General features: G+C 70.6%; 18 protein-coding genes and 1 pseudogene. 11 read left to right on the top strand and 8 right to left on the bottom strand.

The features are described from left to right. Positions 1-105: 105 nt before the first annotated feature. Positions 106-1,353, top strand: a complete 1,248-nt coding sequence (locus tag ACFVWD_RS38980) for a cytochrome P450 (RefSeq protein ID WP_389602726.1) — start codon at positions 106-108, stop codon at positions 1,351-1,353. Positions 1,354-1,405: 52 nt separating this feature from the next. On the opposite strand, the gene ACFVWD_RS38985 is transcribed toward ACFVWD_RS38980, so the two are convergent. Further along, complete coding sequence (locus tag ACFVWD_RS38985) at positions 1,406-3,022, bottom strand: ABC transporter permease (RefSeq protein ID WP_389602727.1); 1,617 nt, start codon at positions 3,020-3,022, stop codon at positions 1,406-1,408. After that, positions 3,019-3,984 (bottom strand): ATP-binding cassette domain-containing protein, encoded by a 966-nt coding sequence (locus tag ACFVWD_RS38990; protein ID WP_389602728.1) that lies wholly within the window; start codon positions 3,982-3,984, stop codon positions 3,019-3,021. Before ACFVWD_RS38990 ends, ACFVWD_RS38985 begins: the two co-directional genes overlap by 4 nt. A 74-nt stretch (positions 3,985-4,058) precedes the next feature. On the opposite strand from ACFVWD_RS38990, the gene ACFVWD_RS38995 reads away from it, so the two are divergent. Continuing rightward, positions 4,059-4,580, top strand: a complete 522-nt coding sequence (locus ACFVWD_RS38995; protein WP_389602729.1) for a GbsR/MarR family transcriptional regulator — start codon at positions 4,059-4,061, stop codon at positions 4,578-4,580. Positions 4,581-4,700: 120 nt separating this feature from the next. Here the strand turns inward: ACFVWD_RS38995 and ACFVWD_RS39000 are convergent, their stop codons facing one another. After that, positions 4,701-6,221 (bottom strand): APC family permease, encoded by a 1,521-nt coding sequence (locus ACFVWD_RS39000; RefSeq protein ID WP_389602730.1) that lies wholly within the window; start codon positions 6,219-6,221, stop codon positions 4,701-4,703. Positions 6,222-6,437: 216 nt separating this feature from the next. On the opposite strand from ACFVWD_RS39000, the gene ACFVWD_RS39005 reads away from it, so the two are divergent. Beyond that, complete coding sequence (locus ACFVWD_RS39005; protein ID WP_389602731.1) at positions 6,438-7,832, top strand: ethanolamine ammonia-lyase subunit EutB; 1,395 nt, start codon at positions 6,438-6,440, stop codon at positions 7,830-7,832. Further along, the gene (gene eutC, locus ACFVWD_RS39010) at positions 7,829-8,587 is read left to right on the top strand and encodes an ethanolamine ammonia-lyase subunit EutC (protein ID WP_389602732.1); all 759 of its coding nucleotides are present in this window, start codon (positions 7,829-7,831) and stop codon (positions 8,585-8,587) included. Before ACFVWD_RS39005 ends, eutC begins: the two co-directional genes overlap by 4 nt. 93 nt (positions 8,588-8,680) lie before the next feature. Here the strand turns inward: eutC and ACFVWD_RS39015 are convergent, their stop codons facing one another. Next, a complete protein-coding gene (locus tag ACFVWD_RS39015) occupies positions 8,681-9,631 on the bottom strand; it encodes a diacylglycerol kinase (RefSeq protein ID WP_389602733.1) in 951 nt (316 codons plus the stop codon). Positions 9,632-9,822: 191 nt separating this feature from the next. Here ACFVWD_RS39015 and ACFVWD_RS39020 point away from each other — a divergent pair, with 191 nt between their 5' ends. Continuing rightward, on the top strand, positions 9,823-11,106 hold the full coding sequence (locus tag ACFVWD_RS39020; protein ID WP_389602734.1) for an adenylosuccinate synthase: 1,284 nt from the start codon (positions 9,823-9,825) through the stop codon (positions 11,104-11,106). Positions 11,107-11,168: 62 nt separating this feature from the next. Here ACFVWD_RS39020 and ACFVWD_RS39025 read toward each other — a convergent pair whose 3' ends face one another. Next, a complete protein-coding gene (locus ACFVWD_RS39025; RefSeq protein WP_389602735.1) occupies positions 11,169-11,777 on the bottom strand; it encodes a Uma2 family endonuclease in 609 nt (202 codons plus the stop codon). Positions 11,778-11,966: 189 nt separating this feature from the next. On the opposite strand from ACFVWD_RS39025, the gene ACFVWD_RS39030 reads away from it, so the two are divergent. Then, positions 11,967-12,299, top strand: coding sequence for a hypothetical protein (locus ACFVWD_RS39030; RefSeq protein WP_389602736.1), 333 nt, complete (start codon positions 11,967-11,969; stop codon positions 12,297-12,299). 258 nt (positions 12,300-12,557) lie between these two features. Further along, positions 12,558-14,375 (top strand): bifunctional metallophosphatase/5'-nucleotidase, encoded by a 1,818-nt coding sequence (locus ACFVWD_RS39035; RefSeq protein WP_389602737.1) that lies wholly within the window; start codon positions 12,558-12,560, stop codon positions 14,373-14,375. A gap of 100 nt (positions 14,376-14,475) precedes the next feature. On the opposite strand, the gene ACFVWD_RS39040 is transcribed toward ACFVWD_RS39035, so the two are convergent. The 3 genes from ACFVWD_RS39040 to ACFVWD_RS39050 all read right to left on the bottom strand — a co-directional run bounded on the left by ACFVWD_RS39040 (position 14,476) and on the right by ACFVWD_RS39050 (position 17,603). After that, positions 14,476-15,126 (bottom strand): hypothetical protein, encoded by a 651-nt coding sequence (locus ACFVWD_RS39040; RefSeq protein WP_054231368.1) that lies wholly within the window; start codon positions 15,124-15,126, stop codon positions 14,476-14,478. Positions 15,127-15,297: 171 nt separating this feature from the next. Next, a complete protein-coding gene (locus ACFVWD_RS39045; RefSeq protein WP_389602738.1) occupies positions 15,298-15,993 on the bottom strand; it encodes a GntR family transcriptional regulator in 696 nt (231 codons plus the stop codon). 254 nt (positions 15,994-16,247) lie between these two features. Then, the gene (locus ACFVWD_RS39050) at positions 16,248-17,603 is read right to left on the bottom strand and encodes an aspartate aminotransferase family protein (protein WP_168509873.1); all 1,356 of its coding nucleotides are present in this window, start codon (positions 17,601-17,603) and stop codon (positions 16,248-16,250) included. A 177-nt stretch (positions 17,604-17,780) separates the two neighbouring features. Between ACFVWD_RS39050 and ACFVWD_RS39055 the strand changes: the two genes are divergently transcribed. From ACFVWD_RS39055 to ACFVWD_RS39070, 4 genes and pseudogenes are all read left to right on the top strand, one after another. After that, on the top strand, positions 17,781-18,428 hold the full coding sequence (locus ACFVWD_RS39055) for a type 1 glutamine amidotransferase family protein (protein ID WP_389602739.1): 648 nt from the start codon (positions 17,781-17,783) through the stop codon (positions 18,426-18,428). Continuing rightward, entirely contained in the window at positions 18,425-18,913 is a 489-nt protein-coding gene (locus ACFVWD_RS39060) for a MarR family winged helix-turn-helix transcriptional regulator (RefSeq protein WP_389602740.1), read from the top strand. The genes ACFVWD_RS39055 and ACFVWD_RS39060 overlap by 4 nt, the downstream gene beginning before the upstream one ends. An 84-nt stretch (positions 18,914-18,997) precedes the next feature. Continuing rightward, positions 18,998-20,941, top strand: a complete 1,944-nt coding sequence (locus ACFVWD_RS39065) for a protein kinase (protein WP_389602741.1) — start codon at positions 18,998-19,000, stop codon at positions 20,939-20,941. Positions 20,942-21,051: 110 nt separating this feature from the next. Further along, positions 21,052-22,616: pseudogene (locus tag ACFVWD_RS39070) on the top strand (substrate-binding domain-containing protein). Positions 22,617-22,911 lie beyond the last annotated feature (295 nt).

Genomic DNA, 22,911 nt, shown 5'->3' on the forward strand with positions numbered 1-22,911 from the left:
CGCGCCGGGCCCGGGGGCTCTGGGGGGGGTACGGGGGTCCCCGCCGCCGGCCCGGCCGCCGAGACACCCCTGTTCAGCGGGGCCGAGTCGGGCTAGCGTCCGCCCATGGCAGCCTCGCAGTCCCCGCAGTCCCCGCAGTCTCCGCAGACACCGTCGGCCTTCGATCCCTGGAACCCGGAGTTCGTGGCGAACCCGTACCCCGCGTACGCGGAGCTGCGCGAGCGTGGCCGGGTGCACTACTACGAGCCCACCGACCAGTGGCTGGTCCCGCACCACGCGGACGTGTCGGCGCTGCTGCGGGAGCGGCGCCTGGGCCGGACCTACCAGCACCGTTACACGCACGAGGATTTCGGGCGGACGGCACCTCCGCCCGAGCACGAGCCGTTCCACGTCCTCAACGACCACGGAATGCTGGACCTGGAGCCGCCGGACCACACGCGGATCCGACGGCTGGTCTCCAAGGCGTTCACGCCGCGCACGGTCGAGCAGCTCAGGCCGTATGTGGACCGGCTGGCGAACGAGCTGGTCGCCGGTCTGGTGGCGGCCGGCGGCGGTGATCTGCTCACCGATGTCGCCGAGCCGCTCCCGGTGGCCGTGATCGCCGAGATGCTGGGCATCCCGGAGTCGGACCGGGCGCCGCTCAGGCCGTGGTCGGCGGACATCTGCGGGATGTACGAGCTGAACCCTTCCGAGGAGACGGCGGCGAAGGCGGTCCGGGCGTCGGTGGAGTTCACGGAGTACCTCCGGGAGCTGATCGCGGCGCGCCGCAAGGAGCCGGGCGACGACCTGATCTCGGGGCTCATCGCCGCGCACGACGAGGGCGACCGTCTGACCGAGCAGGAGATGATCTCCACCTGCGTCCTGCTGCTGAACGCGGGGCACGAGGCGACGGTGAACGCCACGGTGAACGGGTGGTGGGCGCTGTTCCGCAACCCCGACCAGTTGGCGGCCCTGCGCGGCGACCGTTCGCTGATCCCCACGGCGGTGGAGGAGCTGATGCGCTACGACACCCCGCTCCAGCTCTTCGAACGGTGGGTTCTGGACGACATCGAGATCGACGGCACGACCGTTCCCCGGGGTGCGGAGATCGCCCTGCTCTTCGGCTCCGCCAACCACGACCCGAAGGTGTTCGCGTCCCCGGAGAGTCTGGACCTCTCCCGCACCGACAACCCCCACATCTCCTTCAGCGCCGGCATCCACTACTGCATCGGCGCCCCGCTGGCCCGTCTCGAACTGGCGGCGTCCTTGGGCGCTCTGCTGGAGAAGGCGCCGACGCTCGCCCTCGCCGCGGAGCCGGAGCGCAAGCCGAATTTCGTGATCCGCGGGCTGGAGGGGCTCAGCGTCGTACTCTGACCCGCCCGGACCGGCGGCCCCGCCCCCGCACCGAGCACGCGTGCGCCCGCCGTCAGGTGCTCATGTCCCGCCGCCGCAACGCCGCCAGCCCCGCGGCGGTCAGGGCCACCGCGATCGCCGTCAGGATCAGTACCGGCGTCCATGTCATCTCCCCGCCCGGCAGCTTGGGGAGGTGGCCGAAGGGGGAGAGGTCCATGGCGGCCTGGGGGACGTTCAGGGCGGGGCCGATCCAGCCCAGCAGGAGGGCGACCCCGGCCGCGCCCCAGGCGCCGGGGGCCAGCTGGGGCGAGATCCCGTAGAGAAGGACCGCCAGCCCGCCCAGCGTCCAGACCGCCGCGACCTGGACGAGGCAGGCGCCGAGCACGGGCCCGAGCTCATGGCCGTACCCGAGTCCGAGGCCGAGCCCGCCCAGCGCCATGATGAGCGCCGCGCCACCGAAGGCGACGACCAGGTGTCCGCCGGCCCACCGCAGCCGCCCCACGGCGTTCGCCAGCACCGGTTCCGCCCGCTGCGAGGTCTCCTCACCGTGCAGGCGCAGCACCGAAGAGACGACGTACAGCGCGGCCACCATCCCGAGCATGCCGACCATCGCCGCGAGGAACGCGTCCGTGATCCCGGACTGCCCGCCCATCCGCTCGATGATCTGCCGGGTCTTGTCGTTGCTCCCGACCAGATCGGCGGCCCCCTTCGTGATCCCGCCGAACGCGGCCCCCGCGGCGAGGAACCCGAGGCTCCACCCCAGCACGGCCCCCCTCTGCAGCCGCCAGGCCAGCGCCCCGGCCGATCCGAGCCGCCCCTGCGCGGGCCCCGGCCGGGTCGGCAGGAAGCTCATCCCGACATCGCGTCGCCCGGCGAGTTCGTAGGCGACCGCGCCCTGGATCGCCACGGCCGTGACGAACAGCGGCAGCACCCACCACCGTTCCTGCGCGAAGGGGCGTTCGTTCTCCAGCCACCCCAGCGGCGACACCCAGGTCAGCACGGACGAACCGTCGTTCGTCGACGAGTCGCCCGCCGCCCGCAGCACGAACGCCGCGCCGAGCAGCCCGCCCGTCAGCCCCTTGGCGAGCCGCGCGCTCTCGGTGAGCTGGGCGACGATCGCCGCCATGGTGGCGAAGACCATGCCGACGCCCCCGACGCCGAGCCCGAGGGCCAGCGCCCCGGCACCGCCCTGGCCTGCCAGCCCGCCCGCGATGAGCAGCGCGAGCACGCCGTTGGCGACGAGGGCGGCCAGCAGCGCCGCCGTCAGCGGGGCCCGGCGCCCCACCATCGCCGACGAGAGGAGTTCCTGGCGCCCGCTCTCCTCCTCCTCGCGGGTGTGCCGTACGACGACGAGCAGGCTCATGATTCCGGCGAACAGACCGGCATAGCCGCCGATGCGCCAGGCGGTGAGTCCGCCGAGCGAGTCGTCGAACACCGGCCCGTAGGTGGCGCGCAGGGAGGTGTTGGTGAGCATCTGGCGGGCGAGGTCGGCGCGTTCGGCGGCGGTGCCGTAGACGGACTTCAGCGAGTTCGGCATGGACAGCACCAGCAGGCCGATCACGCCGACCCACAGCGGCATCATCAGCCGGTCGCGGCGCAGGGAGAACCTCAACAGCGTGCCGGTACCGACGAGTTGGCGGGAACCCCGGGTCCGTGTGCCGCCCCGTACGGCAGTGGTCACGGCGGTCATCGCGCCATCGCCCCTTCACCGTTCACCCGGACGTCGTCCTGGTAGTGCCGCAGGAACAGTTCCTCCAGGGTCGGCGGCGTCGAGGTCAGCGACCGTACGCCCGAGTCGGTGAGCGAGCGCAGTACGGCGTCGATCTTGTCGGTCTCGACCTGGAGCCTGACCCGGTGGCCCTGTACGTCCAGGTCGTGCACGCCGGGCAGGTGTGCCAGCCCGTTGGGCGGTCCCGCGAGTTCGGCGGTGACGCTGGTACGGGTCAGATGGCGCAGGTCGGCGAGGGTGCCGCTCTCGACGGTGCGGCCCTTGCGGATGATGCTGACGCGGTCGCACAGCTCCTCCACCTCGCTGAGGATGTGCGAGGAGAGCAGGACGGTCCGGCCGCGGTCGCGTTCCTCCTCGACGCACCGCTGGAAGACCTCCTCCATCAGCGGGTCGAGACCCGACGTGGGCTCGTCGAGGATCAGCAGGTCGACGTCCGAGGCGAAGGCGGCGACGAGGGCGACCTTCTGCCGGTTGCCCTTGGAGTAGGTGCGTCCCTTCTTGGTGGGGTCGAGTTCGAAGCGTTCGATCAGTTCCGCCCGCCGCGCCCGGTCGAGCCCCCCGCGCAGCCGCCCGTACAGGTCGATGACCTCGCCGCCGGAGAGGTTGCGCCACAGGGTGACGTCACCGGGTACGTAGGCGACCCGGCGGTGCAGTTCCACCGCGTCCGCCCAGGGGTCCCGGCCCAGCACCTGCGCCGCGCCCGCGTCGCCGCGCAGCAGGCCCAGCAGAACCCGGATGGTGGTGGACTTCCCGGAGCCGTTCGGACCGAGGAAGCCGTGCACCTCGCCGGCTTCGACGTCCAGGTCGAGACCGTCCAGCGCGTGTGTCGCGCCGAACGACTTGTGCAGCCCGGAGACGGTGATCGCCTTCGTCGTGGCCTTCGTCGTGCCCTTCGCCAGGCCCTTGGCCCTGCCCTTCGTCATGCTCCAGAACGTACGCTTCTTTCAGAAATTTGTGAAGTTAACGAATTGTATAAACTCTCAGATACAATCGAAGGATGGCAGAGCCGGAGACGGTGGGACCGGAGGCGGTGGGAGCGGTGGGTCGGGACGCGGAGGCGGTCTCGCGGTTCGTCGAGCACTTCGCGGCGCAACTCGTGGAGGCCGGGATGCCCCGGATGCCGTCCCGGGTCTTCGGCGCGCTGCTCGCCTCGGACACCGGCGCTCTGACCTCGGTCGAACTGGGCGAGCAACTGCAGATCAGCCCCGCGGCGGTCTCCGGTGCGGTGCGCTATCTGGCGCAGGTGCACATGGTGTCGCGCGAGCGGGAACCCGGTTCGCGCCGGGAGCGGTACCGCGTGCACAGCGACCAGTGGTACGAGGCGCTCACCAATCGTGAGGCGATCATCAAGCGCTGGGAGGACGCGCTGCGCGAGGGCGTCGCCAGCCTGGGCGCGGACACCCCGGCGGGCGGCCGGCTCGCGGAGACCCTTGCCTTCTTCGAGTTCATGGAGGGCGAGCTGGTGTCGATGATGGACCGCTGGCGGGTCCACCGGGAGCGGCACTTCGGCGAGGGCTGAGAGCCCTCGCCGAAGGAATGGGGGTGCAGCGGCGCTCCGACCGCGCCCGTAGCGGCTACCGCTCCATGGTTCCTACCGCTCCTTGCTCCTACCGCTCCTTGCTCCTACCGCTCCTTGCTCCTACCGTTCCTTGGTCTCCTCCAGGACCGTCCGCCCGAGCAGGGCGTACCGCTGCGGTGCACGGCGCTTGAGGTACGTCGCGTACGCCACGCCGCCCGCCGCGATCAGGGCGACGATCCAGGGGGTCGCCTTCAGTACGAGGGAGCCGGACTCCGTGCCGGCCGCGGCGCCCATGTTCGACACCAGCAGGACGACCACGCCGAGCATCGCGAGGCCGCCGACGAGCGGGGCGGTGAAGGTCCTGAACCAGTGCCTGCTCTCGGGGTGGTTCTTGCGGAAGTACGCCAGCACCGCGAAGGAGCAGACCGCCTGCACCACCAGGATGGCCATCGTGCCGAGGATGGCGAGCAGGACGTACGTACCGGTGTACGGGTCCTTGCCGGCGAGCCAGAACGCGGCGATGAGGACGGCGCTGACGACCGTCTGGACGAAGCCCGCGATGTGCGGGGAGCCGTGCTGGGGGTGGGTGCGGCCGATCGTGCGCTGGAGCGAGGGGAGGACGCCCTCGCGGCCCAGCGCGTACATGTAACGGGCGGCGCAGTTGTGGAAGGCCATGCCGCAGGCCAGCGAGCCGGTGATCATCAGCCACTGCATGACGTCGACGGCCCAGTGGCCGACGTAGTGCTCGGTGGGGTTGAAGAACAGGGCGAGCGGGTTCGAGGAGGAGGCGGCCGTGACGGCCTCGCTCTCGCCGTTGCCGATGATGGCCATCCAGGAGACGAAGACGTAGAAGACGCCGACGCCCAGCACGGAGATCATCGTCGCCTTGGGGATGATCTTCTTCGGGTCGCGGGACTCCTCGCCGTACATCGCCGTGGACTCGAAGCCGACCCACGACCAGAAGGCGAAGAAGAGGCCGAGGCCCGCCGAGGTCCCCTTGAAGGCGTTGACCGGGTTGACCGGGCCGAAGGTGAAACCGTGCGGGCCGCCGCCGTGCAGGGCGACGGAGACGGCCATGGCGGCCAGAACCGTCACCTCGGTGGCCAGCAGTACGACGAGCAGCTTCTCGGCGACGGACACCCCGAACCACGTGCCCGTCGCGTTCACGGCGAGCATCAGGATCGCGAACGCCCACCAGGGCACGTCAAGTCCCGTCTGGTCCTTGAGGGTTCCGGTGGCGAAGGTCGAGAAGATACCGATCAGGGCCGGCTCGAAGACGACGTACGCGAAGGTCGCAAGAAGTCCCGAGGCGAGTCCCGCGGTGCGGCCGAGGCCGTAGGAGATGAAGCCGTAGAAGGCGCCGGTGGAGGTGATGTGCTTCGCCATCGAGGTGAAGCCGACCGCAAAGATCGCCAGGACGACCATTGCGACGAGGTAGCTCGCCGGGGCGCCGATGCCGTTGCCGGCGGAGACCATGAAGGGCACGTTGCCCGTCATGGCGGTGATCGGGGCGGCGGTGGCGACGGCCATGAAGACCACGCCCAGCAGCCCGATCGCGTTCGGCTTGAGCCGGTGAACTGCGCCTCCGGGGGCCTCCTGGGTGCCCGCCGCCTCAGGGACCACGCCCTCTTGCACTGCCATCGAGTGGCCCCTTCCCATGATCGCTCGCCGTCCGCACCCTGGGTGCGGCGGAGTGGATTACGAACCGGAATGCTGCACGAGAAATGAGTCCTGTCACGGGTCGGGGCGTTAAATGTATGTCACCAGACCTTTAGAAGTCCGGGTGGAGCGAACGTCCTTGTTAACTCTCCGCCGGACCGTGGACCGCGCCCGACGCCCCTCCGTACGGTCCCTGGCATGAGCACCTACTCCGCCACCCTCGGCGGCCGGACGCACTCCTTCGCCGGTCTCGCGCGGCTGCTCGCCGCCGCGAGCCCCGAACGTTCAGGCGACCGCCTCGCCGGGCTCGCCGCCGACTCCGCGCAGGCGCGCGTCGCCGCGCGGTGGGCGCTGGCCGAAGTCCCGCTCGCACGGTTCCTCGCCGAGCCGGTGATCCCGTACGAGACCGACGACGTGACCCGCCTCATCGTGGACAGCCACGACGCGGCGGCCTTCGCCCCCGTCTCCGGCCTCACGGTGGGGGAGTTCCGCGAATGGCTGCTGTCGGAGGCGGCGGACGCGCCGACACTCGCCGCACTCGCCCCCGGCCTGACCCCGGAGATGGTCGCCGCGGTGTCGAAACTGATGGGCAACGCGGATCTGGTGGCGGTCGCCCGCAAGGTCCGGGTGGTCACCGCCTTCCGCTCCACGATCGGCCTCCCGGGCCGCCTGGCCACCCGCCTCCAGCCCAACCACCCCACCGACGACCCCGCGGGCGTGGCGGCGGCCCTGCTGGACGGACTGCTGCTCGGTTCCGGCGACGCGGTGATCGGCATCAACCCGGCCACGGACAGCCCCCAGGCGGTACGGGACCTGCTGGACCTCCTGGACGGAGTGATCGACCGCTACTCCATCCCCACCCAGTCCTGCGTCCTGTGCCACGTGACCACCAGCATCGACCTGATGGAACGCGGCGCCCCGGTGGACCTGGTCTTCCAGTCCATCGCCGGTACGCAGGCCGCGAACGCCTCGTTCGGGGTCACGCTGGGGCTCCTGGACGAGGCGTACGAGGCGGCGCGCTCGCTGGGCAGGGGCACGGTCGGCTCCAACGCCCTGTACTTCGAGACGGGGCAGGGCAGCGCGCTCTCCGCCGACGCGCACCACGGGGTGGACCAGCAGACGGTGGAGGCGCGGGCGTACGCGGTCGCCCGCCGCTACGACCCGCTGCTCGTGAACACGGTGGTCGGCTTCATCGGCCCGGAGTACCTCTACGACGGCCGCCAGATCCTCCGCGCGGCCCTGGAGGACCACTTCTGCGGCAAACTGCTCGGCCTGCCCATGGGCCTCGACATCTGTTACACCAACCACGCCGACGCCGATGACGACGACATCGCCACGATGCTCACCATGCTCGGTGTCGCCGGCGCCTCCTTCGTGATCTGCACCCCCGGAGGCGACGACATCATGCTCAACTACCAGTCGGCCTCGTACCACGACGCGTTGTACCTGCGCGAGGTGCTCGGGCTGCGCCCGGCACCGGAGTTCGAGACCTGGCTGGAGCGGATCGGTCTGCTGGACGACGGCGGCGGGATACGGGACGTGGCGGGTACGGGCCATCCGCTGACGGCGATCGGGCGGGGGCTGGCGGCATGACGGAAGGTCAAGTAATTGCACTGGAGTCGGACACCGCTCTCTGGAACTCCCTGCGCCGGCACACCCAGGCCCGGATCGGGCTCGGGCGGGCCGGATCAGCGTTGCCCACGCGGCACCGGCTCGAACTGCAGGCCGCGCACGCCGCCGCGCGGGACGCGGTGCACTCGCCGTTCGACCCGGACGTGGTGGCGTCCGCGCTGACGGGTGCGGCGACGATACGGGTGCGCAGCGCCGCCCCCGACCGGCTCACCTATCTCCAGCGCCCCGACCTCGGACGCAGGCTCCACGACGTGGACCGGGCGCATCTGCCCCGCGACGGCTGGGACGTGGTGTTCGTCGTCGCCGACGGGCTGTCCAGCCGGGCGGTGCACGAGCATGCCGCGGCCGTCGTGCGCGCGACGACACAGCGGCTGCCCTCCGACTGGCGCGTCGCTCCCGTCGTGCTCGCCGAGCAGGCGCGGGTGGCTCTCGGCGACGACATCGCGCACGCGCTGGGGGCCGGGATGGCCGTCGTCCTCATCGGGGAGCGACCCGGGATGTCCGCCGCGGACTCGCTCGGCGCGTATCTCACGTACGGCCCTCGCCCGGGTCGCACCACCGACGCCGACCGCAACTGCCTCTCCAACATCCGCCCACCCCTCGGCCTGTCCCACACCGCCGCGGCGACGAAGCTGGCGACACTGATGCGCAGGGCACGCGACCTCGGCCGCACCGGCGTATCCCTGAAGGACGAGCCCACCCCCGCGTTGCCTTAGCCACAGAGGCGGGGCGAAGCCCCGCTTCAGGGGCGCGGGGAACTGCGCGACCAGCCCCCACCACCCCGCAGCCGACAAACTCACCCCGGGGGCTCAGCTCGGCAGTGTGAGCCCCCACCCCCCTTCCCGAACCGTCCACGTCCGCGTCCGCACAGGCCCGGACACCACGGAATCCGCCCGATACCGAAAGTCCGCCCCGGACACCGTCACTCGCCGTCCCACCACCCGCAACGGCGACGCCTCCGCCCCCACGGATGCCGGCCGAACCTCCACCTCCGCACCCCCGGCAACGCCGGGCGTCACGGACACCGCCTCCACCGGCTGATCCAGATCGACCAAGGTGACCCCGTCGACCTCGACCCGCAGCCGCGAAGGCCCCGGCCCCGGCACGGGCGCCACACGCGCGGGCCGCGCCGCGAGCGTACGGACCAGTGACTGACAGGTCCGCAGCCACGCATGCCCCCCAAGCCCGGAAGCCCCACCGCCGAAACCGCCGAAACCCCCGGAACCCCCAGAGCCCCCAGACCCACCGAAACCGCCGACTCCACCGACACCACCCACGTCGGCCCCGTCGACCTCCTCCGCGCCCCGCATCCCCCCGCCCACCCCCACCGGCGGAATCCGCAACGCCCCCAACACCACCCCGTCACTCTCGTCGACCAGCAGATCGAGCCGCCGCTCGACCCCGTCGAGCACGGCCCGGGCCGCCGCGACGGCCCCGACGGGCACCCCGAGCGCCCGGGCCAGCGACAGCACACCCCCCACCGGCACCAACGACACCCCACATCCGGCCAGCTCCCGCTGTCGGTGCAAAAGGGACACAGCACGCAAGAGGGCACGGTCGTCGCCCACCACGACCGGCCGCCGGGAACCTCTCCGGGCCAGCGCCCGGGCAAATTCCTCGGGCCCTTCCGGCAGGCATACTTTCGTCGTCGCACCCGCGCTGAGCACGTCTTTTGCGATCCGTACAGACTCGCCGTCCGTCCAACGGGCGACCGGGTCGATGACCACAAGGAGCTGGTCGGAAGCCGCCACCTCGGTCATGCCTCGCTTCCTCGGGTAGCATCTTTGTGCAAGAGCCCCTTGCGCTATTGCGCCAGGGGCTTCGTCTATTCCGGGGCATCCGGTCCGACGGTCGCGGCCAAAGGAGGTCGCCGGCGTACGCAGCCGTATCGAAAACCAGCCGCGTACGTCCCCGACCTTGGACATGCCCCGCCCGGAAGGGGTGTACGCCTGTGCCCGCACTTGTGCTGCTCGGTGCTCAGTGGGGTGACGAAGGCAAGGGAAAGGCCACCGACCTGCTCGGTGGATCCGTGGACTATGTGGTGCGCTATCAGGGCGGCAACAACGCCGGCCACACGGTAGTCGTGGGCGATCAGAAGTACGCCCTCCACCTCCTCCCTTCCGGAATCCTCACACCGGAGTGCACTCCGGTGATCGGAAACGGAGTCGTCGTCGACCCGTCGGTCCTGTTCTCCGAGCTGAACGGACTGAACGAGCGCGGCGTCGACACCTCCAAGCTTCTGATCAGCGGAAACGCTCACATCATCACGCCGTACAACGTCACCGTCGACAAGGTGACGGAGCGCTTCCTCGGAAAGCGGAAGATCGGCACGACCGGGCGTGGCATCGGGCCCACCTACGCGGACAAGATCAACCGCGTCGGCATCCGTATCCAGGACCTCTACGACGAGTCGATCCTGACCCAGAAGGTCGAGGCGGCCCTCGAGGTCAAGAACCAGCTGCTGACCAAGCTCTACAACCGCCGTGCCATCGAGGCCGGGCAGGTCGTCGAGGAGCTGCTGAGCTACGCGGACCGGCTCAAGCCGTACGTCGCGGACACGGTCCTGATCCTGAACCAGGCGCTGGAGCAGGACAAGGTCGTGCTCTTCGAGGGCGGCCAGGGCACGCTGCTCGACATCGACCACGGCACGTACCCCTTCGTGACGTCGTCGAACCCGACGGCCGGCGGTGCCTGCACCGGTTCGGGCGTCGGCCCGACGAAGATCAGCCGGGTCATCGGCATCCTCAAGGCGTACACGACCCGTGTCGGCTCGGGCCCGTTCCCGACCGAGCTCTTGGACGAGGACGGCGAAGCGCTGCGCCGCATCGGTGGCGAGCGCGGTGTCACCACCGGCCGTGACCGCCGCTGCGGCTGGTTCGACGCGGTCATCGCCCGCTACGCGACCCGTGTGAACGGCCTGACCGACTTCTTCCTCACCAAGCTGGACGTCCTGACCGGCTGGGAGGAGATCCCGGTCTGCGTGGCGTACGAGATCGACGGCAAGCGCGTCGAGGAACTCCCGTACTCCCAGACCGACTTCCACCACGCGAAGCCGATCTACGAGAACCTCCCGGGCTGGTCCGAGGACATCACCAAGGCGAAGTCCTTCTCCGACCTCCCGAAGAACGCCCAGGCGTACGTCAAGGCGCTGGAGGACATGTCCGGCGCCCAGATCTCCGCGATCGGCGTCGGTCCGGGCCGCGACGAGACGATCGAGATCAACTCGTTGATCTAGTCCGCGGTTTCGCTCGGAAAACAAAGAGGGGTGCCTCGCGGGCGCCCCTCTTGCCGTGCGGGTCAGCTCTCTTCGGGCTCTTCCGGCGCCTGGAAGCCCGAAGTGTCGAGCGTGCAGTCGAATGGCGCCGGGATCTGCAGTTTCTCGCCGAACGGCACCGTGAGGCGGGACTCATACCCCTTGGCGGACGGAGTCCACAGGGCGGTGGCCTGCTCCTCCTGCATGTCGAGGATCAGGTAGACGGGGACGCCTGCCCTGCCGTACGTCTCGACCTTGTCGGTCAGGTCGTCGTCCCGCGTCGAGACGGAGGTCAGCTCGGCGACGAAGGAGAGGCCTTCCCCGTCCAGACGGTTGCTGGTGGTCCGGTGGGTGCGGCTGTGCGCGGCGTGGATGTCGGGGCCGTAGGCGCGCTCGGAGCCCGGGAACACGTACAGAAAGGGGCCATAACTGATCCGGTGTCCCTCGGGCAGGCGAGGGCGCAACTGATCACAGACCAGTTCCATCACCGTTGCGTAGTACCCCTTCGACCACGGCGACACGACGATGTTCCCCTTGATGATCTCGGCCTTGTAGCCGTCGGGCACGTTCAGCTCGTCGAGGAGGTCCAGCAACGCCTCGAAGCTGGGGGGCTCGGTGCCGCCTATCGTCGGTCGCTCCAGCATCAGGGTCATGATGCGCCTTTCTCGTGGTGCAGGCCAGTCGTCACTCAACGTGTCCACGCCAACACCCCATGTCACGAGATTTGCTATATCCGTGGCTGCGCAACGAGCGCGGCCCGTCCGGTCCGCGGCGGATCGTCTCGACCCACGCGTACGTGAGGTCGTCCGACGGGATTGTCTTCTTGCCGGATGCTGTGATCCGTGATCGTGCCGGAGGGGCGGGCTCGGATCGCGACCGCCTTGCGGGAGCTGGAGGAATCCCGGTATCTGCGGCGGGTGGTCCGCAAGGACGGGGAGTCGGGCCAACTCTTCACCGTGTACGAGGTGTTCGACACTCCGTACGACAACGGGCCCCCTTCGGGTGAACCCGAAAAAGTCGAGAACCTGGCCTCCGGTGAGCCGGACTGGAGCGGCGCCCATGTACTGCACCTCGCTCTGCCTACCGTCGACTGGCCTCGTGGCCGTCCCGTCCTGACCAGGACCCCCACCCGATACCGGGGTACGGGCATCCGCACGATCCGCATCGTCGAGTAGGGCCGACGGCGCGACGGCGCCCCCGGCGAAGCTTCGGCCGACCTTAGGGCACCGCCCGCGCCATGCCCATCCTTGACCTGGACATGGTCTGTTCCTGGTTCCCGACCGGCCTGGACGCGACGACGATCTACGCGTGTAGTGCACTGAGTGCGCGGTGCGCACGTGGCGTACCCAGCGCACATGCAGTGCCCGAAGTCCCCGCACGACTCGCGCAGTTGCTCCCGTCAGCCAAGTCCCAGCCAGTCCCAGGAGACACGTATGCCCGTCAATCCCATGAACCGCCGGGAGTTCGTGAAGAAGTCGGCCGTCACCGGGGCGGCCGTCACGGTCGCGGGGGCCGTCGCCGCGACCCCGGCCCAGGCCGCGGACCACAAGCCCGAAAAGGCGCCCCGTACCTGGTCCTTCTCCATCCTGGGCACCACCGACCTGCACAGCCACGTCTTCGACTGGGACTACTACACGGACGCGGCGTACAAGGACAGCAAGGGCAACTCCGTGGGCGTCGCCCGCGTCGCCACCCTCATCAAGCAGCAGCGCGCCGCCAAGGGCGAGGAGCACGTCCTGCTCGTCGACGCCGGCGACATCATCCAGGGCACCTCGCTGGCGTACTACTACGCCCGCGTGGACCCGATCGTCGGCGCCAACGGCAAGCACGGCCCCAAGCACCCTATGGCCGTCGCCATGAACGCCATGCGCTACGACGCCGCCGCGCTCGGCAACCACGAGTTCAACTACGGCATCGAGACCCTGCGCAAGTTCGAGAAGCAGTGTCACTTCCCGCTGCTCGGCGCCAACGCGCTGGACGCCAAGACGCTGCGTCCGGCCTTCCAGCCGTACACCGTGAAGCGCATCTGCGTCCCCGGCGCCCCGGACATCAAGGTCGGCATCCTCGGCCTCACCAACCCGGGCATCGCTCTGTGGGACAAGGACAACGTCTCCGGGAAGATGGCGTTCACCGGGCTCGTCGAGCAGGCGAAGAAGTACGTCCCGCGGATGCGCGCCCTCGGTTGCGATGTCGTGTTCCTCACCGACCACTCGGGCCTGGACGGCAGTTCGTCGTACGGCAGTGAGCTGCCGTACGTCGAGAACGCCTCGAACCTCGTCGCCCAGCAGGTACCCGGTATCGACGCGATCCTCGTCGGTCACACGCACGTCGAGGTCTCGTCGTACACGGTGAAGAACGAGGAGACCGGCAAGGACGTCGTCCTCTCCGAGCCGTACTGCTGGGGCATGCGCCTGACCGTCTTCGACTTCGAGCTCGAACTCCACCACGGCCAGTGGAAGGTGACGAGCACCAAGGCGCAGACCCTCAACAGCAACACGGTCGAGGAGGACCCTGAGATCACCGGGCTCCTCAAGGCCGACCACGACCTGGTCGTGAAGTACGTCAACACTCCGGTGGGCACGTGCACCGCGGACCTCTCCGCGGCCGAGGCCTGCTGGAAGGACGTCCCGGTGATGGACTTCATCCACCAGGTCCAGATGGCGACGGTGGCCTCCGGCCTGTCTACCGCCGACGCGGCCCTCCCCCTGATCTCCGTCGCGGCGCCCTTCAGCCGCACCGCCGACATCCCGGCGGGCAACGTCACCATCCGCGACGTGGCCGGGCTCTACATCTACGACAACACCCTGTACGGCAAGAAGCTCACGGGCGCCCAGCTCAAGGACTACCTGGAGTACGCGGCGAAGTACTACCACCAGTTCGCGTCCGGCACGAAGGTGGACACGGCCACCCTCACCAACGCCAACAACTTCTGGGACTACATGTACGACACCGCCGCCGGGGTCGAGTACGACATCGACATCGCGCAGGCCGAGGGCTCCCGCATCAAGAACCTCACCTACAAGGGCGCGGCGGTCGCCGACGACCAGGTCTTCGTCGTCGCCGTCAACAACTACCGCGCCAACGGCGGCAGCGGCTACCCGCACATCGCGGCCGCCGACATCGCGTACAGCTCCACCAACGAGATCCGCCAGCTGATGATCGACTACGTCACGTCCAAGGGCACCCTCGACCCGGCCGGCTTCGCGGTCACCAACTGGAAGCTGACACAGGACGGGACGCCGGTGTTCTGAGCCGTAGCGCCCTCTTCTTCCGAGGCCGGGGCCGCCGACCGGATCACCCGGCCGACGGCCCCCACTCCCACCCCCAGGCCCTGTCCGGCCTGGCTGCGCCTCAGCTGAAGATGATCATCGATCCCTGGGCGAGGCTGCGCGTCGCCGCCGCGTGCAGGCCGAGCCACACATGCCGCTCGCGCGCGAACGGACTCGCGTCGTACGGGGCGGGCGCGGCCGGTTCCTCCAGCTCCGTGGGAGCCATGGGCGGCTGCGGCGCGGCCGGCGGGTTCGCCGGGTCGATGCCGATCGACGGGGCCACGAACTCCAGCTCGCGCAGCAGCGTCTGGGAGGAGCCCAGGGGGCCACCCCCGGCGAGGAGTTCGTCGTTGGCGAGCGGGTGCGGGAAGTCGACCGGGACGTACGCGCCCGCGTGGTCGTAGTGCCACACGAGGTGCGACTGCTGGGCGTTCGTCTCGAACATCTCAAGCAACTGCTCGTAGTCGCCGCCCAGTTCGTCCACCGGGGTCACCGCGAGGCCGCACATCTGGAGCAGATACGCCCGGCGCAGGAAGTGCAGCGCGTCGTAGTCGAAACCGGCGACCGGGGCCACGTCGCCGGACAGCCCCGGCATGTACGCGTACACCGGGACCGGCGGAAGTCCGGCCTCGCCCAGCGCTTTGTCGTAGAGCGCCAGCTCCTCGGCGAAGGGATTGTCGGGGGTGTGGCACAACACGTCGACGAGCGGGACCAGCCACAGGTCACAGGCCAACAGACGGCTCCTCTAGCTCCTTGGGAAGCACGGTGGTCAGGGAAGCGTAATGGGTGGGACCCGTCCTCAGTCCCCCTCGTGCGGATCCCATACCCACACCCCATACCCACACCCCGTGCGCCCATCGGTCGCATCGGCGCGCACGCCTCCCGGCACGACCTTACGTCGCGCTCATCCGGCGGTCAGGCGCTCGAGGAGGGCGAGGGAGTGCTCGTTGTACGCGGCGACGATCGCGTGCGCCGCGCCCGGGTCGCGGCGGGCCAGCGCGTCCACGAGCTCCGTGTGGCCCGCCCACAGGTGGCCCTTCAGATCCTCCACCCGGCGCAGGTGCTGCACCGTGCACACCCAGGACTGGACGCGCAGGCGGTGCAGGAAGTCGGCGAGGTAGGCGTTGCCGAAGAGGGCGCTCAGTTCGCGCCAGAAGCGCAGGTCATAGCCGATGAGGATGTTCAGGTCGCCGGCCGTCGCGGCGCGCTGGGCCTCCTCGCCGCGGCGTCGGACCCCGGCGAGGGCGGCGAGGGTGCGCGGATCGTCGGCCTGCGCCATGCCTCCGGCGAGGAGACTCCGGAACATCCCGTCGGTGACGAGGCTCCGGGCCTCGACCATGCCGCGGTAGTCCGCCGGCGAGTACTCGTGCACGCGGAAGCCGCGGTGCTGGTCCGCCTCCAGGAGGCCCTGGGCCGACAGATCGACGAGGGCCTCGCGGACGGGGGTCGCGGAGACGCCGTACTGCTCGGCGATCTCCTTCACCGTGAACGCCTGCCCGGGCCGGAGCCGGCCTGCCAGCACCTCGTCGCGGAGCGCGTCCGCGATCTGCTGCCGCAGGGTGCTACGGGTTACGGCGCCGTTGCCGCCGGTGCCGGGCATGGTCTCTCGCTCCCTCGTCGCGTACGGGTGCACGTGCGTGTGCTTCCACTATGAGCACGTCACCTTACGCGGACCCGAGCCCCTCAGGGGCGCGGGGAACTGGGCGCCAAGCCCCCACCCACCCGCAGCCGAAGAAACCACCTCGGGGGTCTGGGGCGGAGCCCCCAGGTTGAGGATGATGGGGGTCCCCCCTGCTCGAGCGAAGCCGAGAGCTTTGGGGAGGGTAGGGGCGGCGGGGGCGAGACCCCCGCGCGTCACACGGTGTGTTCGTCCGCCACCGACAACGCCTCGTCCAGCGCCGCGAGCCCCTCCTTCGCCTCCCCCTCGGAGACATTGCACGGCGGCACCACATGAGTCCGGTTCATGTTGATGAACGGCCACAGCCCCCGCGCCTTCGCCGCGGCCCCGAACGCGACCATCGGCCCATTGGCCTCACCGGCGGCGTTGTACGGCACCAGCGGCTCCCGGGTCTCCCGGTCCTTGACCAGCTCAAGCGCCCAGAACACCCCCGTACCGCGCACCTCACCCACACTGGGATGCCGCGCGGCGAGCTCTCGCAGCCCGGGCCCGAGCACCGTCTCCCCGATCCGCGCGGCCTGCTCGACGATGCCCTCCTCCTCCATCACGTTGATGGTGGCGACGGCGGCGGCGCAGGCCAGCGGATGCCCGGAGTACGTGAGTCCCCCGGGGTAGGGCCGCCGGGCGAAGGTCTCCGCGATCGCCGAGGAGATCGCGACACCGCCGAGCGGAACGTAGCCCGAGTTCACGCCCTTCGCGAAGGTCATGAGGTCCGGCGTCACGTCGTAGTGGTCCGCCGCGAACCACTTCCCCGTACGCCCGAAGCCCGCCATGACCTCGTCCAGGATGAAGACGATCCCGTACTGGTCGCAGAGCGCGCGCACCCCCGCGAGATAGCCCGGCGGAGGCGTCATGATGCCCGCGGTCCCCGGAATCGTCTCGAGGATGATGGCCGCGACGGTCCCCGGCCCCTCGAAGGCGATCGTGTCCTCCAGGTGCTGAAGCGCCCGCTCGCACTCCTGCTGCTCACTGTCGGAGTGGAAGGGGGAGCGGTAGAGGAACGGCGCCCAGAAGTGGACGACGCCCGCCGCGCCGCTGTCGTTCGGCCAGCGCCGCGGGTCACCGGTGAGGTTGATCGCGGTGGAGGTGGCTCCGTGGTACGAGCGGTACGCGGAGAGCACCTTCGGACGGCCGGTGTGCAGCCGGGCCATGCGCGTGGCGTTCTCGACGGCCTCCGCGCCACCGTTGGTGAAGAAGATCTTGTCCAGGTCGCCCGGGGTCCGCTCGGCGATCAGCCGGGCCGCCTCCGAACGGGCCTCCACGGCGAAGGCGGGCGCGAACGTGGACAGGGTCGCGGCCTGTTCCTGGATCGCGGCGACGACCTTCGGGTGCTGGTAGCCGATGTTGGTGAAGACGAGCCCGCTGGTGAAGTCCAGATACCGCTTGCCGTCGTAGTCCCAGAAGTACGACCCCTCCGCGCCGGCGACGGCGAGCGGGTCGATGAGCTCCTGCGCGGACCAGGAGTGGAACACGTGCGCGCGGTCCGCGGCCTTCACGGCGGCGCCGACCTGGGGGTTGGGCTGAGGGGTCATGCGCCGAAGCGTAAATGTCCCCGGAGGGGGCGCGACATCGGCGTCCTGTCTGTGACCGCGGGCTTTCCACGACAGTCTGTCGGGCTTGGCCGCCGGCAACCGCATATTGACAGCATACTGTCGAAATGACAACATGCTGACATGTCGCACGGCCCTGGTCTACGCGAGGAGAGAGCGATGAACGCAATGAGCGCGACGAGCGACCACGGCAGTCCCGTCCACCTCGCGGTCTACGACACCTACGCCGACTGGGAGACCGGTCACGCCACCGCGTATCTCGCCCGCGCCGGCCACGAGATCCGGACCGTCGGCCCCACCCGGGAGCCGGTGACGACGATCGGCGGTCTCCGTATCCAGCCCGACCTCGCGCTCGACGAACTCCGCCCCGAGGACAGTTCCCTGCTGATCCTCACCGGCGCCGACCTCTGGGACACCTCCGACGACCTCGCCCCCTTCGCCCGCAAGGCCCGCGCCTTCCTCGACGCGGGCGTGCCGGTCGCCGCGATCTGCGGGGCGACGGCCGGGCTCGCCCGCGAGGGGCTCCTCGACGACCGGGACCACACCAGCGCCGTGTCCTTCTACCTCGCCGCCACCGGCTACCGGGGCGCCGGGCGGTACGTCGACACCGACGCCGTCACCGACGGCGACCTCGTCACCGCCGGACCGACCGAGCCCGTCGCCTTCGCCCGGGAGGTCCTGCGGCTCCTCGGGGTGTACGAGGGGGAGGTGCTGGACGCCTGGTACCGCCTGTTCCACGACTCCGACGCGTCCGCGTACGCCGTACTGGAGAAGGCCTCAAGGCCCGCCGAGGAGGCCGCCCGATGAGCCGGGAACGACAGAACCTCCTCAGCCGCGCCGCCCTCGGCGTCTTCCGGCTCAACGGCCAGTTCCTCGCGGTGGCGGACGAGCTGGCCGGCCCCGCGGGGCTGACCGCCGCCTGGTGGCAGGTGCTCGGCGCGGTGCTCCCCGAGCCGCTCCCCGTCGCAGGGATCGCCCGCGTCATGGGCATCACCCGGCAGAGCGTGCAGCGCGTCGCCGATCTGCTCGTCGGCAAGGGCCTCGCCGAGTACCTGCCCAACCCGGCCCACCGCCGCGCCAAGCTGCTCTCCCCGACCGCCGCCGGCCGCTCCGCCGTCGCCGCGATCGGCCCCGGCCACGCGGCCCTCGCCGACCGGCTGGCGCGGGCGCTCGGGGAGGACGGCTTCGCCGAGACCGTACGGATCCTGGATCGACTGTCGGCGGTTCTCGACGAGATCGACGGGGCCGCGACGGACGTCACGAAAACGCCAGGGGCTGTTACTGAACCGTAGACACCGCCCCACCCACCTCCCGGTGGGGCCGCACTATCCTCGGCCTCGGGCGGTTGCACAGGCACGGGGGAGGGCGGCACGACGATGGAGAAGCTGGGGGCGGGGGAACCGCAGCAGATCGGGGCGTACCGACTGCTCGCGCGGCTCGGTGCCGGTGGCATGGGGCGCGTTTATCTGGCCCGCTCCGACCGGGGCCGTACCGTCGCCGTGAAGCTGGTGCGCGAGGAACTCGCGGCGCAGGAGGAGTTCCGGGCCCGCTTCCGCCAGGAGGTGCAGGCCGCGCGCCGGGTCGGCGGCCTGTGGACCGCCCCTGTCCTCGACGCGGACACCGAGGCCGCCGTCCCGTGGGTCGCGACCGGATATGTCGCCGGACCCTCCCTCCAGACGGTCGTGGGCCACGACCATGGAGCGCTACCGGAACGTTCCGTCCGCATCCTCGCGGCCGGACTCGCCCATGCCCTCAAGGACATCCACGCCGCCGGACTCATCCACCGCGACCTCAAGCCCTCCAACGTCCTCGTGACCATCGACGGCCCGCGCGTCATCGACTTCGGGATCGCGCGCGCCCTGGAGACCGTCACCGACGGCGGCCTCACCCGCACCGGCGCCCTCGTCGGCTCGCCCGGATTCATGGCGCCCGAGCAGGTCCGCGGCGACCGCGTCACGCCCGCGTGCGACGTCTTCTGCCTGGGCTCGGTCCTCGCGTACGCCGCCACGGGTGCCCTGCCCTTCGGGGTGGCGAACAGCGGGGTGCACGCGATGATGTTCCGTATCGCGCAGGAGGATCCCGACCTGGACGGCGTACCGGAGGGCCTCGCCGACCTCGTACGGCACTGTCTGCGCAAGGACCCCGCCGCCCGCCCCGGCCTCGACGAGATCCTGGAGCGCATCGGCGCGGAGGACACCGTCGTGGACGGACGGTCCCGCGACCCGTGGCTGCCCAGCGCGCTGGTGGCCCAACTCGGACGGCACGCCGTGCGGTTGCTGGACACGGAGAACCCGGACGAGCGCCCCGCGCCGGCTCCGGCGCCGCCCGCGCACCAGGCCGCCGCCCCCGCTCCGGAACCGGCCCCGGGATCCGCCCCGGCGGCCCTGGACCTGTCCAAACCTTCGGCCGTACCCACCCCGGCTCCCACCCCCGAGGTCGCCCCGGAGCACGCCGCCACCCCGCCCCCGCCGGGCGGACCGGCCTCGACGGACCACCTCCCGACGCTGATCGCGGGCGCCGGCCAGACGCCCCCACCGGCCGCGCCGCCCGCCGCGCACCCCGCGTACGGCCATCCCCAGCAGCACCCCAGCCCCACGGGCCCGCCCGCGTACGGCTATCCGCAGAGCGGCTGGGGCGCTCCCGGCTCGTACGGTCCGACGCCGCCGTACGGACCGGGCATGCCCACAACGCCGTACGGCCCCGCGGGCGTCCCCGAGCCCGAGCCGCCGCGCCGAAGCGGCCGCTCCACCGCCGCCCTGATCGTCGTGGCGCTGGTCGTCGCGCTCGGCGCGGGCGGTTCCGTCTACGCGCTGATGCAGGGCGGCACGGCCAAGGGCAGCGACGACGCGAAGGCGTCCTCGGCCGCGTCCACGAGCCCGACCTCCCCGGACTCGCCCCCGACCTCCCCCTCTGCTCCTTCCTCCTCCCCTTCCGATTCGCCCTCTTCCCAGCCATCCCGGGGCGGCACGATCCCGGAGGGGTTCCTCGGCACCTGGGACGCCTCCATCGACAACGCGACGGGCCACAACACCCGCCGACTCACCATCCAGCAGGGCGCGGTGGGTGACACGGTCCTCTCGCTCGTCGCGGACGGTCCGTCCGGCAGCAGCACCTACCACTGCGTCTTCCGGGCCGAACTGACCGCCGCCCCCGGCGCCGGCGGCCCCCTGGTGGTCGGGCCCTCCGAAGTCACCGGCGGCGCACCGATCTCCTCCTGCTCCCCGGGCGCCGCCTCCGAGATCACCCTGCTGTCCGATGGCCGGCTGCGCCGGGTGAACACGGGCTCGGGCGAGGCGTTGACGTACACGAAGAGCGGCTGACGAGCCGTCAGTTCGGTTGAACGGTCGTTGAACTTCACCCGGAGTACGCCGGATGTTCCCGCCTCGGGCCGTACGGTGACCGCACCTTGGGCTCGGGGGAGTGGCTCGCGATGGAGTGGCTGAGCGCGGAGAACATTGTGGCCGTGGGGACCGCCGTGATCGGTGTCGTCGCCTCCGCGGTGATGGTCTGGTACGAACGCCGGATGCCGCGGCGCTGGGGGCACCGCCCACGCCCTTAAGGCAGTGGGGGAGCATTGGCTACCGGGTGCAGATGGACAACCCGATAGGCGACGACGTGCGTTCGGGGCGCGCCAACGTACGGCTCGGGCTGTTCGACGAGACGCCGGGCATGATGGACGCCACCCTCGTGCTGCTGCGGATCGAGAACGACGGTTCGCAGAGCATCGCCGGTGACGACTACACGAGCCGTGAACGCCACGGTCTGACGGCGGTGTTCACCGACCGCACGATCCGCGGTGTGTCCGTCACCCAGCCGCCCGGCACCGACCACCTCATGGACCACTTCACGCCCGCCGCGGGGCTCAGTTACGAGGACGGCGTCCTGCGCATCCCGCGCGTCCCGCTCAACCGGGGCGAGCACTTCAAGCTCCTCGTGCTGCTGTCGGGCGGGGACGTGGGGCGCGAGATACGGCTGATCGGCGGGCTGCGGGACGGTGAGGTCAGCCCCAACCGCAGTACGACACCGGACGACCAGCCGCCCCTCTTCAGCCGGGCGGCCCGGCTGATCACCGTGCTGCTGACCGTGTGTGTCGTCACGCTCGCGCTGATCGTCGTGCTGCGGGACGACTCCCCGGCGCCGATCGGCTGCGAGAAGGGCACGCTCACCGTCACCGGCTCGACGGCCTTCGCGCCCGTGATGAGCGAGCTGGCGAAGAAGTACGAGCAGGACTGCGAGGGTGCCGACATCGTGGTCGACGCGCACGGGAGCACGGCGGGGGTGCGTGAACTCGGCGAAGCCGGCGCCAAGTCCACGAAGGGCGCGCCACCCGTCATCGCCCTCTCCGACGGGCCGAAGCCGAGCGGGTTCCCGCAACTGCGCGAGAACCGGGTCGCGGTCTCGGTCTTCGTCCTGGTCGTGCACGACGACCTGCCCGTCCGGAACCTGTCCCTGGCCGACGTACGCCGTCTCTACCGCGGCGAGATCAAGAACTGGAAGCAGCTCGGCGGTCCCGACCGCCCCGTGCTCCTCGTCAGCCGGGACGCCAACTCCGGTACCCGCCAGGTCTTTCAGCACCGGGTCCTGGGGCGGGGCGAAATCGCCAACTCCTCCCTGGACTGCGTCCACAAGGACGACGCGACGGCGCCCGTGGTGCGGTGCGAACTCGACTCCACCGAGCAGGTGTTGAGCACCGTGGCCGGGTTGCCCGGGGCGATCGGATACAGCGAACTGAACCTCGCCACCGGTTACAAGGGCCTGCACGAGCTCACCCTCGACGGGCACACCGCGTCCGTGGAGGACCTGGAACACGGCACGTCCTCCTACCCGTACCGGGAGATCGAGTACGCCTACACCTACGGCCAGCCGCCCGCCGACTCCCTCGCCTCCAGCTTCCTCACCTACATCAGCCGCGGCAACGGCCAGGACGTCATCCGCACCCACGGCCACCTGCCGTGCGGCACCCCGGTGGGCCTGAAAATCTGCGGCACCAACTGATCCTTCGACCCCGGGTGCGTTGCTCGACTGCGGGCCGGTGGGGGCCGGTCGCGCAGTTCCCCGCGCCCCTGAGGCGGGGGCTTCGCCCCGCGTCCCCGGCCGCCCGAAGTTCTTTGGCCGACGACCGGTGGGGGCCGGTCGCGCGGTTCCCCCGCGCCCCTGAGGCGGGGGTTTCGCCCCGCGTCCCCGGCCGCTCGAAGTTCTTTGGCCGACGGCCGGTGGGGGCCGGTCGCGCAGTTCCCCGCGCCCCTCAAGGGCGCTGGCGCGCATCTTTCAGCCCGTCCGGCGTTTGAGG

Origin of the sequence: Streptomyces sp. NPDC058086, from assembly GCF_042885015.1 — a bacterium.
Classification (GTDB): Bacteria; Actinomycetota; Actinomycetes; order Streptomycetales; family Streptomycetaceae; genus Streptomyces.

Bases quoted from the DNA above. Each gene is read 5' to 3' on its own strand.
- ACFVWD_RS38980 (WP_389602726.1), top strand. From the start codon at position 106: ATGGCAGCCTCGCAGTCCCCGCAGTCCCCGCAGTCTCCGCAGACACCG.
- ACFVWD_RS38985 (WP_389602727.1), bottom strand. From the start codon at position 3,022: ATGACCGCCGTGACCACTGCCGTACGGGGCGGCACACGGACCCGGGGT.
- ACFVWD_RS38990 (WP_389602728.1), bottom strand. From the start codon at position 3,984: ATGACGAAGGGCAGGGCCAAGGGCCTGGCGAAGGGCACGACGAAGGCC.
- ACFVWD_RS38995 (WP_389602729.1), top strand. From the start codon at position 4,059: ATGGCAGAGCCGGAGACGGTGGGACCGGAGGCGGTGGGAGCGGTGGGT.
- ACFVWD_RS39000 (WP_389602730.1), bottom strand. From the start codon at position 6,221: ATGGCAGTGCAAGAGGGCGTGGTCCCTGAGGCGGCGGGCACCCAGGAG.
- ACFVWD_RS39005 (WP_389602731.1), top strand. From the start codon at position 6,438: ATGAGCACCTACTCCGCCACCCTCGGCGGCCGGACGCACTCCTTCGCC.
- eutC (WP_389602732.1), top strand. From the start codon at position 7,829: ATGACGGAAGGTCAAGTAATTGCACTGGAGTCGGACACCGCTCTCTGG.
- ACFVWD_RS39015 (WP_389602733.1), bottom strand. From the start codon at position 9,631: ATGACCGAGGTGGCGGCTTCCGACCAGCTCCTTGTGGTCATCGACCCG.
- ACFVWD_RS39025 (WP_389602735.1), bottom strand. From the start codon at position 11,777: ATGACCCTGATGCTGGAGCGACCGACGATAGGCGGCACCGAGCCCCCC.
- ACFVWD_RS39035 (WP_389602737.1), top strand. From the start codon at position 12,558: ATGCCCGTCAATCCCATGAACCGCCGGGAGTTCGTGAAGAAGTCGGCC.
- ACFVWD_RS39045 (WP_389602738.1), bottom strand. From the start codon at position 15,993: ATGCCCGGCACCGGCGGCAACGGCGCCGTAACCCGTAGCACCCTGCGG.
- ACFVWD_RS39050 (WP_168509873.1), bottom strand. From the start codon at position 17,603: ATGACCCCTCAGCCCAACCCCCAGGTCGGCGCCGCCGTGAAGGCCGCG.
- ACFVWD_RS39055 (WP_389602739.1), top strand. From the start codon at position 17,781: ATGAACGCAATGAGCGCGACGAGCGACCACGGCAGTCCCGTCCACCTC.
- ACFVWD_RS39060 (WP_389602740.1), top strand. From the start codon at position 18,425: ATGAGCCGGGAACGACAGAACCTCCTCAGCCGCGCCGCCCTCGGCGTC.
- ACFVWD_RS39065 (WP_389602741.1), top strand. From the start codon at position 18,998: ATGGAGAAGCTGGGGGCGGGGGAACCGCAGCAGATCGGGGCGTACCGA.